Source organism: Pseudoalteromonas sp. meg-B1 (assembly GCF_003173795.1).
GTDB classification, from domain to species: Bacteria; Pseudomonadota; Gammaproteobacteria; order Enterobacterales; family Alteromonadaceae; genus Pseudoalteromonas; species Pseudoalteromonas undina.
This window is the reverse complement of record NZ_QGQU01000001.1, coordinates 1,786,160-1,801,538: the sequence shown is the minus strand read 5'-3', so window position 1 is coordinate 1,801,538 and position 15,379 is coordinate 1,786,160. Positions and strand designations below refer to the sequence as shown.

Sequence of the window (15,379 nt, the reverse complement as noted above, 5' to 3'; positions counted from 1 at the left end):
TGAAGGGCCGTTGAAGACTACAACGTTGATAGGCAAGATGTGGAAGTGGTGTGAGCCATTAAGCTAACTTGTACTAATTACCCGTGAGGCTTAACCATACAACGCCAAACGCGTTTTATGTGATAGTTGAAAGCGCAAGAAGTTAATAGACTAAAGTAGATTACTGAAAACTTTATTATCAGAAATTCCAAATTTTAGTTAGTGCGTAGCGATACGGATTAACACCAAATTTGCTTGGTGACAATAGCGTTTTGGACCCACCTGACCCCATGCCGAACTCAGTAGTGAAACGAAACAGCGCCGATGATAGTGTAGCATTTGTTATGTGAAAGTAGGACATTACCAGGCTCCAAATAAGAGAAAGCCCGATTCGAAAGAGTCGGGCTTTTTTACGTCTGCAGGAAAGTGAAAATATTAGCCGTCAGCCGTCAGCCGTCAGCTATCAGCTGCACAGCGTTAACCTGACCATCGTAGCGTGGGTTGAATATCTCGAAACCCACGGATAAAAGAACACGACAGAGGATGAGTCGGGCTTTTTTACGTTTGGAATAAAGTAAAAGAAGGTTCTAGGTGAAAGGAAGAGAATTGATCAGAGCCGACCCTAAGGCATTCTACTGCGTCGTCGCAACGAAGTAGCGCACCGACTCCAATTAGTCGGTATTTACTTTGAGGTTTTTTATGATCATTAAAGCGAGCTTAATGGCGTTAGTGACTGAGAAAAATATAATTTTGCTTTGTTAGTGGCTTTGATTTAGGATCAAAACAGTTTAAAACCATGAATGATTTGCCTGTGTATAGATTATTAATTAGCGCCTTATCCATTTTCTTTTGTGTTTCTGTATCAGCAGTTGAAGTAACTGATCTATATCAAGATATTTTGGTCGTAGAAGATAAATCTCGTGATACTCGTTTAGACGCTAGCCGCAAAGCGTTGCTTAACGTATTAGTAAAAGTGAGTGGTGACAAAAGCGCAGATGAAAATCGAGTCGCTAAACAACGCACTAAAGATATATCCGATTATATGCTGAAATTTGAATATGATGAGCGTATCCCCGGAGAGCTTAAATTATTAGTTAAGTTTGAAGCACGAAAAATCGATGCACTAATCAAAGAGCTTAATTTGCCATTATGGGGAATGCAACGACCACTGGTTGCAATCTGGTTAGGGATTGAAGATAACAGGCAACGAGAGTTAGTAACTCAAGAAAGTTACCCACAGTTAGAGCAGCTCATTTATGATAAGGCAAGCCGTCGTGGATTACCTGTGGTTGTGCCTTTGCTTGATTTACAAGATAGACGCCTTGTTGGTGTCCCTGAGGTTTGGGGAAACTTTTCTGAACCAGTAGAAGAGGCATCTAAACGTTACAGTGCTGAGCGCAGTATTACTGCTAGAATGTATCAAGAGTTTAACTCCGATAATTGGGTATTAGATTGGCGTTTTACTAATGACGAAATGTTTGAATCTAACCGAATTATTGGCTATAGACAGCAAATCGTTGCGCAAATGATTGATGATCTAGCGCAAGGTTTAGCTGGCGAATATGCGATCGATCCGAATGCGTATTATGAGCAACGTACTGCCAATTTGACCTTAAAAGGGACAGATAATTTTGTGGATATAGAGTTGGCAAAGCGCCGTCTACTCAACCTAAGTGTTGTCACCCAAGCGGTTATTATACGTAAAACTCCCGATTCTGTTGAATTTAAGCTAGATCATACCGGCACTGTAAACGATCTTAAAAAAGCCCTTGGTCTTGATAATGCCTTTAAAGATTACGTCGACCCCCGTGCTTTTTATCACATAGTTGATAAGCAAAGCCTAGAGTATCAATGGGTTGAAAACTAATGCTAACTCAAGAGCCAATGCAAATGGCGCTACCGGTTACTTTACCGGATGATGAAACATTTGCCTCTTATTTTGGGGGAGAAGACTCATTAGAGGTTAACCACCTTAAAGATAGCTTTTCTAAGCTATCTCAAGCTTTTCAGTATACTTATTTGTGTGGCTTAGGAGACTCAGGTAAATCCCATTTGTTATACGCCACCTGTATTCAAGCCCAGGAGCGCGGCTTATCGAATATGCTGCTATCAATGCGAGAAGTTCTACATTTTGGGCCGATGGTTTTAGATGGTCTTGAGGCGCTAGATGTATTATGTATTGATGATGTTCACTTAGTGGCGGGTAATGATGCATGGGAAAAAGCGTTATTTAACTTTTTTAACCGCTTTAATGAGCCTAATAAAATGCTGGTAGTAACCGCTGATTTACTGCCAAATATGCTTAATATTAGCTTGCCCGATTTAGAATCACGTTTGAAGTGGGGTACCACTTTTCAAATTCGTTCTATGAGTGATGATGATAAAGCACAAGCGCTGGTTAAACGTGCGAATATGCGTGGACTTGAACTTAGCGACGAATGTGCGCGGTTTTTATTAACCCGTTTAAGTCGTGATATGCGCGCTTTATTGGATGTATTGGACAAATTAGATCATGCATCCATGGCTGCACAGCGAAAATTAACTATTCCTTTCATAAAATCAACGCTAAAGCTGTAGTAGGTCTAGAATCTAGACCCTGCTTTCAGTTATCATTAGCTAACTAAATTGTAATCACCTTCTTTGAAAGATCAGGTATCGAATGAACTTAGAAAATATATTAGCGCAAGCACTTGAGGCAGTTGCCAGTGCCAGTGAAATCGCGCAACTAGAAGAGATCAGGGTTAACTACCTTGGTAAAAAAGGCGAGATCACCAGCTTACTTAAAACACTGGGTAAAATTGCTCCTGAAGAACGCAAAGAAGCAGGCCAGGTAATCAATCAAGCTAAGCAAGATGTGCAAAGCGCAATTAATGACAAGCGTGAGCTTTTAGCGAGTAAAGCACTTGAAGAAAAACTAGCTGCTGAAACTATCGATGTAACTTTACCAGGGCGCGTTATGCCTTCTGGTGGCCTTCACCCAGTAACACGTACAATTGAGCGTATTGAAAGCTTTTTTGGTGAACTAGGCTTTGAAGTTAAATCAGGCCCTGAAGTTGAAGATGATTTTCATAACTTTGATGCGCTAAATATTCCTGAGCACCATCCTGCTCGCGCCGACCACGATACCTTTTACTTTAATCCTAAGTTGGTGTTGCGTACTCAAACTAGTGGTGTGCAAATTCGTACCATGGAAACAGAGCAGCCACCGCTTCGTATAATTTCACCAGGGCGTGTATATCGTAATGACTACGACCAAACACATACACCTATGTTCCATCAGGTGGAAGGTTTAATGGTCGATACCGACGTTAGCTTTACTGAGCTCAAAGGTATTTTACATGACTTCTTACGTAACTTTTTTGAAGAAGATATGGAAATTCGTTTCCGTCCTTCATTCTTCCCATTTACCGAGCCCTCAGCTGAAGTAGATGTAATGGGTAAAGATGGTAAATGGTTAGAAGTATTAGGCTGTGGCATGGTTCACCCTAACGTACTTAAGTCTGTTGGTATCGATCCTGAAAAATACACCGGTTTTGCTTTTGGTATGGGTGTAGAGCGCTTAACTATGTTGCGTTACGGCGTAAACGATTTACGTGCGTTTTTCGAAAACGACTTAAAATTCCTAAACCAGTTCCGTTAAGAGTGAAGAAATAAAATGAAATTTAGTGAAAAGTGGTTAAGAGAGTGGGTAAATCCTGCAATTGATACGCAAGCTCTTTCGGAACAGCTTTCAATGGCTGGTTTAGAAGTAGATGGCGTAGAGCCGGCAGCAGCCAAATTTAATGGTGTTGTTGTAGGTGAGGTGGTTGAATGTGGCCAGCACCCTGATGCAGATAAACTACGTGTAACAAAAATTAATGTTGGTGGTGATGAACTGCTTGATATTGTTTGTGGTGCACCAAATTGCCGCCAAGGTATTAAAGTTGCTGTTGCCACTGTTGGTGCAGTATTACCAGGTGATTTTAAAATTAAAAAGGCCAAACTTCGTGGTCAACCATCACACGGCATGTTGTGTGCGTTTGATGAGCTAGGCATTAGCGAAGAAGGCGATGGCATTATGGAATTGCCGCTTGACGCGCCGATTGGCACAGATTTACGCGAATACTTAGGGTTAGATGACAACATCATAGATGTAGATTTAACCCCTAACCGTGGTGACTGTTTAGGTATTAAAGGCCTTGCTCGTGAAGTTGGCGTACTGAACAGCATTGATGTTAATACATTAAGTATTCCAGCGGTAGCACCGACAATTGAAGATAAAGTATCAATAGAGTTGGTTAACGATGAAGCTTGTCCTCGTTATTTAGGGCGTGTTATCAAAGGCATTAACCTTAATGCTGAAACACCTCTATGGGTGGTTGAAAAGCTACGCCGTAGTGGTGTGCGTTCAATCGACCCAGTAGTTGATGTGACTAACTTTGTGTTATTAGAGCTTGGTCACCCAATGCATGCATTTGATTTAAATGCTATTGAGGGTGGAATTAAAGTACGTAGTGCAAACGCAGGTGAAGAATTAGTTTTACTTGATGGTAACACTGCAAAGTTAAATGAATCGACATTAGTGATTGCCGATCATCATAAAGCGCTAGCCATTGCTGGTATTTTTGGTGGTGAGCAATCTGGCGTTACTGAAAAAACAGCTGATATTCTGTTAGAAAGCGCATTCTTTAACCCTGTTGCCATTGCTGGTCAAGCACGTAGCTACGGTTTACACACCGATGCATCTCATCGCTATGAGCGTGGTGTAGACTTTGCTCTACAACATGATGCAATGGAGCGCGCTACAGCGTTACTGCTTGAAATTGTTGGTGGTGAAGCGGGTCCTGTTGTTGAAGCTGTGGCTGCTGATAAGTTACCAAAGGTAACTGAAGTACGTTTACGTCGTTCACGTTTAGACCGCGTTATTGGTCATCATATTGAAGATGCTAAAGTAACCGATATTCTGACGCGTTTAGGACTTGATGTTAAATTTGACAATGATAGCTGGAGTGCTGATGTACCAAGCTACCGTTTTGATATTCGTATCGAAGAAGATTTAATTGAAGAAGTTGCACGTGTATACGGTTATAACAGCATTCCTAATGTTGCACCAACTGCAAAACTGAAAATGACCACGCATGATGAGTCAACTGTTGCCCTGAGCCGTTTTCGTAATGCCTTAGTAACACGTGGCTATCAAGAAGCCATTACTTACAGTTTTGTTGACCCTAAAGCGCAAGCTATTTTACACCCTGAGTGTAATGCATTGGTATTGCCGCACCCAATTTCAATTGAAATGTCAGCGATGCGTGTAAGTTTAATGCCAGGGTTGCTTTCATCTGTTGCGTATAACCAAAACCGCCAACAACCTCGTATTCGTTTATTTGAACACGGCCTTAAGTTCATCAGTGATGAAAATGCTGAAAATGGTGTATACCAAGTTCCTGTTATTGGTGGCGTTATTACTGGTTTGGTTCATGGTGAGCATTGGGTTGAAGAAAAACGTAACGTTGATTTTTATGACCTAAAAGGGGATGTTGAGGCATTACTTGCAATTACCAACGATGTTAGCCGCTTTGAAATTAAAGCTGAGCAATCGGATGGTCTTCACCCTGGCCAGTCTGCCGTTATTTATGTTGATGGTAAAAAAGTAGGTTTCTTTGGTGCATTACATCCTCAAGCGCAAAAATCGTTAGATATCAACAACGCTACTTTTGTGTTTGAAATTGAAATGTCGGCATTAGAAAAAAGAAATTTACCTCAAGCTGTAGGGGTGTCTAAATTCCCATCAAATCGCCGCGACATCGCGATTTTAGTACAAGACAGCGTTAAAATTGGTGATATTTTAAACGTCATCGGAAAAGTTGGCGGAAATCAATTGGTTGACCTAAACTTATTCGATGTGTATAAGGGCAAAGGTATTGAGCCAAATTATAAGAGTTTGGCGATTGCTCTAACACTGCAGGCGGTTGATAGAACACTCGAAGAGAAAGATATCAATCAGGTAGTTGATAACGTGGTGGCCGCACTGGCCGAACAGTTTAATGCATCGTTGAGGGACTAGATATGGCGCTTACTAAAGCCGACATAGCTGAACACCTATTTGAAAAGCTCGGGATCAATAAAAAAGATGCCAAAGATTTAGTTGAAGCGTTTTTTGAAGAAATCCGCTCAGCGCTTGAAAAAGGCGAGCAGATTAAGCTCTCTGGATTTGGTAACTTTGATCTTCGAGATAAGAAAGAAAGACCGGGACGTAATCCGAAAACGGGAGAAGATATTCCAATTTCAGCGCGTCGCGTAGTTACTTTTAGGCCGGGGCAAAAGTTAAAGACCCGTGTCGAAGTAGGCACAAGCAAAAAATAAACAAAAAGGCAGCGCAAGCTGCCTTTTTTGTATCTGTTGTATTATTTCCGGGGAGAAATAAATTTTCCTTGGTTTATTTGGTGTAATGTTTGCTCGGCGAGAGCATCTAAACTGTCTAAATTCTTTTCTTGTGCTATTAATTGCTGCTCAATTAATAATATATCGATATTTTTTATACCAGAGAGCTCTGCTATTTTGGCAAAAATGTACGCGTGCTTATATTGGTGGTGCTTATAGAAAAGGCTAATTAAAGAGGTGTATATTTCTGGATCAGGTATTTGCTTAGCTTGATTTAACGCCAGTGTGTTGTATAAAAAACCAATTGCTTTGTGCTCATCAACTTTAATGTAATAAGACGCTAAATAAAATTGCATTTCAGCACTCGTTTCCACCTCGGGGGTATTTTCTAGATCAAGTAGCCGGGTGAGTGCCGTTGCATCATTGTTTCTTGACCAATGGTAATAGAGTAGGCCAGGGTGAGTGGTTGCTTGTGTTTGCTGATAAATACGTGCCATTTCTCTATTACTGGTGAGGTAGGCTCGTCGACGGGCGGTAGTTTTACCTTTTAGTTTTATATGCTGAATATTAGCGGCTAAGCCAATACATTGGTTGTAATGCTCAAACGCTTTGAGTAGTTGATATTTGTGCTCATCGGTTGGTTGTAAGGATTCGAGGTAGCGATAAAAGATTGTATGTTCTCGTTGTGCTTTACAGTGGCCATCTTGGTTAAGATCATTGCACATGGCGGGTGATTGCACACAAATATCTTCAACGGTAAAAGATTCTTCACATCCTGCAAGCAACAATGCAAAAGTGAGGGTTATGTGCTTAAAAGCCATCCGAGTCTCTCAATTATCAATGAAAGTATTATTCTAGCCTAAACTTTAGTCTCTAACAGTAGAGAATAAAATGAGATTAAATTAGAATAGGCCTGCCCGAAGGAATGTGTTGCTCTCAAAATTCGATACATTCTTAGGCTATCCGTTCAAAATTGTTTAATTAGGTAAAAAAAATGACCTCATCTCACGAGTTAGAATACACAAGTAGCTGGCAAGAACGTCAAGATTACGCTGAAAGCATGCAACCAATTATAGGTAAATTGTACCGTAATCGTGGTATTGAAATCGCTGTTTACGGCCGTCCATTAGTAAACTCAAGCACTATTGATATTATTAAGTCTCATAAATCAGTAGCCCAGTTTGAAGGAACTAAACTTCGCCTACGTGAAAGCTTCCCATTCTTAGAAGCTATCAGCAAAATGGAATTAAATTCTGCCCGTATCGATATTGGTAAATTAGCATACAGCTATTTATACACAGATGCTGCGAATGGCCGTTCAGTAGAAGAGTTCGTTAAAGACGAACTAGCTGAAATTGTTAATTCTGAGCCTAAAGCGCCACGTGACGTAGTACTTTACGGCTTTGGTCGTATCGGCCGCTTATTAGCACGTTTGTTAATTGAAAAATCAGGCCCATACGCCGACTTAAACCTACGCGCTATTGTTGTGCGTGGTGGTAAAGACGGCGATTTAGAAAAACGTGCAAGCTTATTGCGTCGTGATTCTATCCACGGTCCGTTCAATGGTTCAATTACTATTGATAAAGAACGTAATGCTATTAAAGCTAACGGTAGCTACATTCAAGTTATCTACGCTAATTCGCCAAGCGAAGTTGATTACAGTGCCTACGGTATCGAAAATGCACTTGTTGTTGATAACACAGGTATTTGGAAAGATGAAGCAGGCCTTGGTCAACACTTAGAATCTAAAGGTGCTGCAAAAGTATTATTAACAGCGCCAGCTAAGGGCAACATTAAAAATATCGTTTACGGTGTAAATAACCAAGATATTTTACCTGAAGATAAAATTGTATGTGCTGCAAGCTGTACAACTAATGCAATAACGCCAACATTGAAAGCATTAAACGATCAGTTTGGTATTAAGAATGGTCACGTTGAAACAGTTCACTCATACACTAATGACCAAAACTTAATTGATAACTACCACAAAGCAGAACGTCGTGGTCGTGCTGCGGCACTTAACATGGTTATCACTGAAACAGGTGCAGCTAAAGCGGTATCTAAAGCATTACCAGAGCTTGAAGGTAAACTAACAGGTAACGCAATTCGTGTACCTACACCAAACGTATCGTTAGCTATCTTAAACTTGAATCTTGAAAAGAGCACGACGGTTGAAGAACTTAATGCGTTTTTACGTGAAACAGCACTTCACTCAGACCTACGTGATCAAATCGATTACACAGCATCAACTGAAATCGTGTCTACCGATTTAGTGGGTAGTCGTTACGCAGGTGTTGTTGATTCTCAAGCAACGATTGTTGATGAAAACCGTGTTGTACTTTACGTATGGTACGACAATGAGTTTGGTTATAGCTGTCAGGTAGTTCGCTGTATGCGCGATATGGCAGAAGTCTCATTCCCAAGTTTACCTCGATAAACACTTGAGCAATTAAAAAAGCCAGCACTTGCTGGCTTTTTTAGGTCTGAAGATTTTTAAAGTGTAGTGGTTATGGTACGCTTTATTAAATTGAGTACGTAGTAATAGCCGTTTAAAGTGCATTAACACGTATTTACCTCTTGGCTAAATCCTTTGGTCAAGACACACAGTTAACTAATAGGTTTGTTGTAATGAAAATCAGTAGCAATTTTGACAGTGGTAATATTAAAGTTATTGAAGCCACCGATCCGTTAAATATTCAGTTAGAAATTAATAAAGATCATCAGTCTGAGTTTTATCAGTGGTTTCACTTTCGTCTTGAAACAACGCCTTATCAATTACATCAGTTAAATATTAATAATCTTGATAAGTCTGCATACCCAGATGGTTGGGTAGACTACCAAGCTGTTGCCTCATACGACCGTCAAACATGGTTTCGTGTACCGTCTTCGTATGAAAATGGCACACTAACATTTGAGCTTGAGCCTGAGTGTAGCAGCGTTTACTTTGCCTATTTTGCTCCTTACAGCTACGACCGCCATTTAGACTTATTATCATGGGCACAAAGCCAAGAGCTTTGTCAGTTAGAGACGCTAGGTCAAACCCTTGATGGCCGTGATATGAGTGTGCTTAAAATTGGTCAGCCAAGTGCAGATAAAAAAATCATTTGGGTTACGGCTCGCCAACACCCAGGTGAAACTATGGCAGAGTGGTTTGTAGAAGGCTTATTACACAAACTGCTTGACGATGAAGACCCACATGCAGCAGCCTTACTATCAAAAGCGGTATTCTATGTAGTGCCAAACATGAATCCAGATGGCAGTGCTCGTGGTCACTTACGTACTAATGCTAAAGGGGTTAACTTAAACCGTGAATGGCAAACGCCAAGCATGGAAAATAGTCCTGAAGTTTACTTAGTGCTTAATAAAATGCGAGAAGCAGGTTTAGATATGCACCTTGACATTCACGGAGATGAAGCCATTCCATATAACTTTGTTGCCGGTAGTGAAGGCATACCAAGCTATGATGCACGCCTAAAAGGCCTTGAAGACAGCTTTAAAGCCGCGCTTTTAACTATTACTCCAGAGTTTCAAGATACGCATGGCTACGATAAAGACGAACCAGGTCAAGCTAATTTAACAGTAGGCTCATCAGCGACCGCTGAAGAATTTAAAGCACTAACTTACACCGTTGAAATGCCATTTAAAGATAATAATGACTTACCTGATCCAGATTACGGCTGGTCAGATCGTCGTTCATATCAATTTGGTCAAGATACTTTAGCAGCCATTGTTAATGTTGTAGACAACTTAAGATAAAACGCTTGTTTTAAAGGGTATCAATAATTTTGATACCCTTTTTATTTTAGGCTAAACCGGCCGTATCAAAAAATAAAAATCATTTCCCACCATAACACTAAAACGTTTCAATACACCTTCTCGACAGATTTAATAACCTATAGTTTTAATCCATTTCCACTTAGTTAAACGTTGTCTTAGCAGGCTCAATATAAATAAACAATAAGTTGTTTTGAAAATTAACTGTTAACAAGGTTGGGTACTTAAGTTAATATCGATTGAGCAATAAGAAAGACGAAAAAGATTAACCCCTTATTTCGTAAAGCTTATGACAGGTATTCTGAGTAGCAGAGTATGGTAATTAATAATAATAAATATAACTGTGAGGATGTTCATGGAAGCTTTTGTAAGCGCCGTTAATGATGTTGTTTGGAGTGATGCACTCATCTATTTATGCCTAGGCGCAGGCTTATTTTACTCCGTACTAACTCGATTTGCTCAAGTTAGACATTTTAAAGAAATGTGTAAGCTATTATTTAGCCCCAACACCTCAGAAAAAGGGATCTCATCTTTTCAAGCTCTTGCTGTTTCATTGTCTGGCCGAGTAGGGGTTGGTAATATTGCCGGTGTTGCAGCCGCAATCGGTTTTGGTGGTCCGGGCGCTATTTTTTGGATGTGGGTTGTTGCTTTTTTAGGTGCAAGCACTGCATACGCAGAATCAACATTAGGTCAAATTTATAAACTAGAAGAAGACGGCCAATACCGCGGTGGTCCAGCCTATTATTTTGACCGTTGCTTAGGGCAAAAGTGGCTGGCTGTATTATTTGCTGTGTCGGCAATTATAGCCTGTGGAGTTTTTCTGCCGGGCGTACAAGCAAATGCTGTGGGCAACGCATTCACTCAAGTATTTGGTGATGGCACTATGGTGTCTACAACTTTTGGTGACGTAGGCAGTTTTAAACTCGTTGCATTGGCCATTATTCTAATCGTTTTAGCGTTTATTATCTTTGGTGGTATAAAGCGCATTGCTAATTTTACGCAAATTGTAGTGCCATTTATGGCGCTTGGTTACATCGTATTGGCCTTAATTATCGTATTTTTAAACATAGACAAAGTACCAGGCATTTTCTCGCTTATTATTGGTGATGCATTTACAGCCCAAGCAGGCTTTGGCGCTGCAATTGGCTGGGGTGTTAAGCGTGGTATCTATTCTAATGAAGCCGGTCAAGGTACAGGTCCTCATGCAGCGGCGGCAGCAGAAGTTGATCACCCTGCACAGCAAGGTTTAGTGCAAGCTTTTTCTGTTTATGTTGATACACTTTTTGTATGTACAGCAACGGCATTAATGATCTTAATGACGCAGCAATACAATGTAGTCGGCACTTTGCCAGAAGGACAATTCATTATACAAAATGTTGATGCGGCAACTGAAGTGGGGTCAGCAGCATTTACCCAAATGGCGTTGTTTAGTGTATTTGGTAGCTTTGGAGAAGCGTTTGTAGGTATCGCTTTATTCTTCTTTGCTTTTACCACTATACTTGCTTATTACTTCATTGCTGAGACTAATATCGCGTACTTAAATCGCTACTTTAAAGGAAGTATTCCGCTTGTAGTGGTAAAACTTATGATTATGTTTATGGTAGCCTACGGCATGGTTAACAGTTCCGGTTATATATGGACTATTGGCGACATAGGCGTTGGCTTAATGGCGTGGATCAACATATTGGGTATATTAGCCATTTTCTTTGTCGCTAAACCGGCCTTATCATGTTTGAGCGATTATGAAGAACAAAAGAAAAAAGGTGGAAAAATCATATTTGATCCCGTTAAGTTAGGGATTAAAAATGCTACCTTCTGGGAAAAGCGCCTTGAAAAGCAATCAAAAGACGCTGAATAAACAGACCCTAATAACCTAATATGAACTATTGGGTTAAATTCAAAAAAGACAAAGAGCAATAAAACAAGTACAATGAAAAGCGCCGAAAGGCGCTTTTTTTATGCGTAGTATGGAGAGAGATGTATGGCGATTATTCGTTGCCCCAAATGTGCAAAATCAATTTCAGATAAACATCCGCAGTGTCCACATTGCCAAAGTAACGTTGCTGAATTAAATGCCGAGCAAGTTCAACAACTTCAACGTGAGCAGCGAATTAAAAAGCAGCAAATGTTTATGAACCACTCCTTTTTAGCGCTGATCTTATTTTTAGGTGGCTTCTTTTGTTTGTACTTCCTACAACCTCAAGAAAAAACACTTCAGTGGTATGCGTATATCTCAGCCATAGGCATTGGCTGTATTTGGTACCTTATTAACCGTATTATTTTAGTGACTCTGAAAAAGAAAAAATGACATGAATATTGACAACCTAGTACAGAATATTACTCCAGAATTATTTGAGCGTCTGCAATATGGTGCATCAACAGGAAAGTGGCCAGATGGCACACCTTTATCAGATGAACAAAAACAACAAACAGTCCAACTTGTGATGTTGTATCAAGCAAAAGTAGCACAATCAAACGAGCAGTTTACCATTGGTGCAGATGGAGAAATGATCCAAAAAACCAAAGCGCAACTACAAAAAGAATTTAAATCAGATAACGAAATAGCTAGGTTCAGTGAAAATGATCTTTAAACACCTTTTTACACCAAAATGGAAACACCCGAAGCAACAAGTTCGTTTAGATGCGATTGAAAAACTTGATGTAGCACGCGACGTAACAATTTTAAGCACCTTAGCGCTTGAAGACTCATCGGCTGAAATTCGTCGTAAAGCACTGCAAAAAGTAAACGATTTACCGCTTTGGTGGAAAGCTTACAAGCAAGATCAGGCATTAAAAGATGTGGCTGAGCAACAAATTTCGTCTGCTGTATTAAACAGTGAAAGTAGCTTATCGGCACAGATTAAAAATGAGTATATTGAACGCTTTGCACCGATTAAAACCCTTGAAAAACTAGCATTTGCAGAAAAAGAACTGCAAGTGAGAGTTAAGCTCTTAAAACGCCTAGCAAACCCTAAACTGATTGAAAAAGCCTTTAAAGAAGCCAATGAAGAGCTGCAAAAGCAGTTAGTTGATTTACTGATTACTCAGCAGTTAACTAAAGCACTGTTAAAGCATGCTCAAGGTGAAGCTAAAGTAGCGCTTGAAAGTCATCTTGAAAACGAGCGTTTAGCACTTGAAATGCCATCGCAAGTTGAAAACGCAACCCGTGTTATTTTAGCCAAGCTTAATGCATTGCGTGATAAAAATGACTACGCCATTGTTGACCCACAAGCCGCAGAGCTCATGGCACAATGGCAAGCTCTAGAATTAAAATGGCTAAGTGAAGAACATGTAAAAACCCTTGATGCTAAGTATATTTCAATTACCGATAAGCTTGATGCCCACATTGCCATACTAAAAGCGCAGCACGAAGTAGAGCAGCAACGTTTAGCTCAGCAACAGCGCCAAGTGTTAGCGTTAGCTACGTTAGAAGCATTAAGTGAAGAAATTGAGAATGCATTACAGTTAGGGTTAGAAACGCCAGAGCAAATTCAGCAAGACTGGCTTAATGCAAAAGTAGCGCAAGCGAAAGACACGCTAGATAAAACGGAACTGGTGGCTGATCAGCAATCAAAACAAGTGATTAATAAGCTTGAGCAATTATTCTCACAAGTTGCTAAGTTGCCTGAGCTAACTGCGGCGATTAAAGAATATAAAATTGCCTACAATGCGCTTAGTGAAATAAAACCTGCAGAGCAACTTAGCGATTACGATCAACAGTTAACAGCATTCAATAATACCTTTAAAACTGCACGCAGCCACTTAAATTTACTTAGCGCTGATTTACAAGCGTCATTCAAAACTCAGCTTAATGCGCATAAGAAGCAGTTCTTAGCTTCAATGAGCGAACTCACTAAGCCGCTAGAAAAAACTCAAAGTCAAGCTAAGCGAAAAGCGCGTGATGTTAAACGTTTAATTGAAGAAGGGCGTTTTAATGTTGCATTTGGTGTATTTAAAGGCTTCGAAGAGCTATTTAATGCCCTAACTGAGAAATACCAACAGCCGCTGGTTAACTTAAAAGCTGATCTAGAAGCGCAGCTAGCTGATGCTAAAGATTGGCAAAAGTATGCAGCGGCCCCTAAACGCACTGCACTTTTAGAAGAAGTAACACTGCTAGTTGATGAGCCTTGTAACGATCCGCAACAGCGTGCTGACCAAGTTAAAGTATTGCGTAAGCGTTGGAATGAACTAGGTCGCCTTGATACAGAGCAAGAAAAGCAGCAAGGAAATGAGTTTGATGAAAAAATTGAGCTATTGTTCGCACCTTGTCGTAGTTATTTCGCAGAGCAAGAAATCCAGCGTGAAGCGGCTAAAGTAGAGCGAGAGCAACTAATAGCGCAAATGCATGCACTGCATTTACAAGCGACAGAGGATGCTGATTTAGATTGGAAACAATTTGAAAGCCACTACAACCGATTACAAAAAGCATGGCGTAGTGTAGGTAAAGTTGATCCTAAAACATACCGAATTTTAAACGAGCGTTATAAGGCAGAACAGCAGCTAGTTGTATCTTCACTTAATGCGTTTCATAAAGGCAATGCCGCACTTAAAAATGAGCTCGTTGAGCAAGCGCAACAGCTATCTCAAAGTGAAAACCTAGCAGAGGCGTGTCAGCAGTTAAAGCAGTTACAGCAACAATGGCAGAGTATAGGGTTTGCAGGCTTAAAAGCTGAGAATGCACTATGGCAAAAATTCCGTGAGTTTAATGATGCAACATTCACTAAACGCAGCGAAGAGTTTGAGCAGCAAAAACGCGAGCAAGGTGAATCAGATAAGCTAGCAACAGCCGAACTAAATGAGCTCGAAGCGGCTTTAAATAGTGTTGAAGGTAAAGCCCAATTACTTGATCTGCAAACCAAAGTTAAAGGGTATATGCCATTTAAATCGTTAACGCCTAAAGTATCCGCTTTATTGTCAGCTATAGATGAAAAGCTAACCGGATTAGCTGCCAAAAACGAACAAGCTAACTTAAACGCATTATTTGTTGCGCTTGAGAATAATGAACCAGTGCCAAGTCAGTATACTGGTGTGGTAAAAACGTCATTAAGTATCGAGCAGTTGCTAACCCGTATGGAAATACTGGCTAACGTGAGTTCGCATGACTCAGCGCAAAGAATGGTTGAGCAAGTGGCAATGCTTGATGACAAGCACCGTGGAGACCACGCTGATTTAAACTATTATTTAAAGCAATTAATTGCACTCAGCGAAGGTTCAGTCACAACTGACACACTAGCAAGGTTAAAAGTTATTTTTGCTGTAAAGTAAG

The 15,379-nt window shown here is 40.3% G+C and carries 12 protein-coding genes and 2 rRNA genes; 13 read left to right on the top strand and 1 reads right to left on the bottom strand.

Annotation, left to right across the window (positions count from 1 at the left end; translation table 11 throughout):
* The 7 genes from DK924_RS08515 to ihfA all read left to right on the top strand — a co-directional run.
* Nucleotides 1–98, top strand: a 23S ribosomal RNA gene (locus DK924_RS08515); the annotation flags it as partial.
* 135 nt (nucleotides 99–233) lie between these two features.
* Nucleotides 234–348: ribosomal RNA gene (gene rrf / locus DK924_RS08510) — 5S ribosomal RNA — on the top strand.
* A 442-nt stretch (nucleotides 349–790) separates the two neighbouring features.
* A complete protein-coding gene (locus DK924_RS08505; RefSeq protein WP_054201186.1) occupies nucleotides 791–1,846 on the top strand; it encodes a DUF2066 domain-containing protein in 1,056 nt (351 codons plus the stop codon).
* On the top strand, nucleotides 1,846–2,556 hold the full coding sequence (hda, locus tag DK924_RS08500; protein ID WP_010392888.1) for a DnaA inactivator Hda: 711 nt from the start codon (nucleotides 1,846–1,848) through the stop codon (nucleotides 2,554–2,556). Before DK924_RS08505 ends, hda begins: the two co-directional genes overlap by 1 nt.
* Nucleotides 2,557–2,638: 82 nt before the next feature.
* Nucleotides 2,639–3,619 (top strand): phenylalanine--tRNA ligase subunit alpha, encoded by a 981-nt coding sequence (gene pheS, locus DK924_RS08495; protein ID WP_008468473.1) that lies wholly within the window; start codon nucleotides 2,639–2,641, stop codon nucleotides 3,617–3,619.
* Nucleotides 3,620–3,634: 15 nt separating this feature from the next.
* Complete coding sequence (pheT, locus tag DK924_RS08490; RefSeq protein ID WP_109874872.1) at nucleotides 3,635–6,022, top strand: phenylalanine--tRNA ligase subunit beta; 2,388 nt, start codon at nucleotides 3,635–3,637, stop codon at nucleotides 6,020–6,022.
* A 2-nt stretch (nucleotides 6,023–6,024) separates the two neighbouring features.
* A complete protein-coding gene (ihfA, locus tag DK924_RS08485; RefSeq protein ID WP_008114070.1) occupies nucleotides 6,025–6,321 on the top strand; it encodes an integration host factor subunit alpha in 297 nt (98 codons plus the stop codon).
* Nucleotides 6,322–6,362: 41 nt separating this feature from the next.
* On the opposite strand, the gene DK924_RS08480 is transcribed toward ihfA, so the two are convergent.
* A complete protein-coding gene (locus tag DK924_RS08480; RefSeq protein WP_109874871.1) occupies nucleotides 6,363–7,160 on the bottom strand; it encodes a DUF2989 domain-containing protein in 798 nt (265 codons plus the stop codon).
* 173 nt (nucleotides 7,161–7,333) lie between these two features.
* On the opposite strand from DK924_RS08480, the gene DK924_RS08475 reads away from it, so the two are divergent.
* The 6 genes from DK924_RS08475 (at nucleotide 7,334) to DK924_RS08450 (ending at nucleotide 15,378) form a co-directional block, all read left to right on the top strand.
* A complete protein-coding gene (locus tag DK924_RS08475) occupies nucleotides 7,334–8,776 on the top strand; it encodes a glyceraldehyde-3-phosphate dehydrogenase (protein WP_010392881.1) in 1,443 nt (480 codons plus the stop codon).
* Nucleotides 8,777–8,967: 191 nt separating this feature from the next.
* Nucleotides 8,968–10,095, top strand: a complete 1,128-nt coding sequence (locus DK924_RS08470) for a M14-type cytosolic carboxypeptidase (RefSeq protein ID WP_054200633.1) — start codon at nucleotides 8,968–8,970, stop codon at nucleotides 10,093–10,095.
* Between the two features lie 373 nt (nucleotides 10,096–10,468).
* Nucleotides 10,469–11,971 (top strand): sodium:alanine symporter family protein, encoded by a 1,503-nt coding sequence (locus tag DK924_RS08465; RefSeq protein WP_109874870.1) that lies wholly within the window; start codon nucleotides 10,469–10,471, stop codon nucleotides 11,969–11,971.
* A 123-nt stretch (nucleotides 11,972–12,094) separates the two neighbouring features.
* Nucleotides 12,095–12,421, top strand: a complete 327-nt coding sequence (locus DK924_RS08460) for a hypothetical protein (protein ID WP_109874869.1) — start codon at nucleotides 12,095–12,097, stop codon at nucleotides 12,419–12,421.
* A gap of 1 nt (nucleotide 12,422) precedes the next feature.
* Nucleotides 12,423–12,704: a YeaC family protein gene (locus tag DK924_RS08455; RefSeq protein ID WP_008114080.1), complete on the top strand. Its 282-nt coding sequence runs from the start codon at nucleotides 12,423–12,425 to the stop codon at nucleotides 12,702–12,704.
* A complete protein-coding gene (locus tag DK924_RS08450) occupies nucleotides 12,694–15,378 on the top strand; it encodes a DUF349 domain-containing protein (RefSeq protein WP_109874868.1) in 2,685 nt (894 codons plus the stop codon). Before DK924_RS08455 ends, DK924_RS08450 begins: the two co-directional genes overlap by 11 nt.
* The last annotated feature ends 1 nt before the right edge of the window (nucleotide 15,379 follow it).

Bases quoted from the DNA above. Each gene is read 5' to 3' on its own strand.
- DK924_RS08455 (WP_008114080.1), top strand. From the start codon at position 12,423: ATGAATATTGACAACCTAGTACAGAATATTACTCCAGAATTATTTGAG.
- pheS (WP_008468473.1), top strand. From the start codon at position 2,639: ATGAACTTAGAAAATATATTAGCGCAAGCACTTGAGGCAGTTGCCAGT.
- DK924_RS08480 (WP_109874871.1), bottom strand. From the start codon at position 7,160: ATGGCTTTTAAGCACATAACCCTCACTTTTGCATTGTTGCTTGCAGGA.
- ihfA (WP_008114070.1), top strand. From the start codon at position 6,025: ATGGCGCTTACTAAAGCCGACATAGCTGAACACCTATTTGAAAAGCTC.
- DK924_RS08465 (WP_109874870.1), top strand. From the start codon at position 10,469: ATGGAAGCTTTTGTAAGCGCCGTTAATGATGTTGTTTGGAGTGATGCA.
- hda (WP_010392888.1), top strand. From the start codon at position 1,846: ATGCTAACTCAAGAGCCAATGCAAATGGCGCTACCGGTTACTTTACCG.
- DK924_RS08450 (WP_109874868.1), top strand. From the start codon at position 12,694: ATGATCTTTAAACACCTTTTTACACCAAAATGGAAACACCCGAAGCAA.
- DK924_RS08460 (WP_109874869.1), top strand. From the start codon at position 12,095: ATGGCGATTATTCGTTGCCCCAAATGTGCAAAATCAATTTCAGATAAA.
- DK924_RS08470 (WP_054200633.1), top strand. From the start codon at position 8,968: ATGAAAATCAGTAGCAATTTTGACAGTGGTAATATTAAAGTTATTGAA.
- pheT (WP_109874872.1), top strand. From the start codon at position 3,635: ATGAAATTTAGTGAAAAGTGGTTAAGAGAGTGGGTAAATCCTGCAATT.
- DK924_RS08475 (WP_010392881.1), top strand. From the start codon at position 7,334: ATGACCTCATCTCACGAGTTAGAATACACAAGTAGCTGGCAAGAACGT.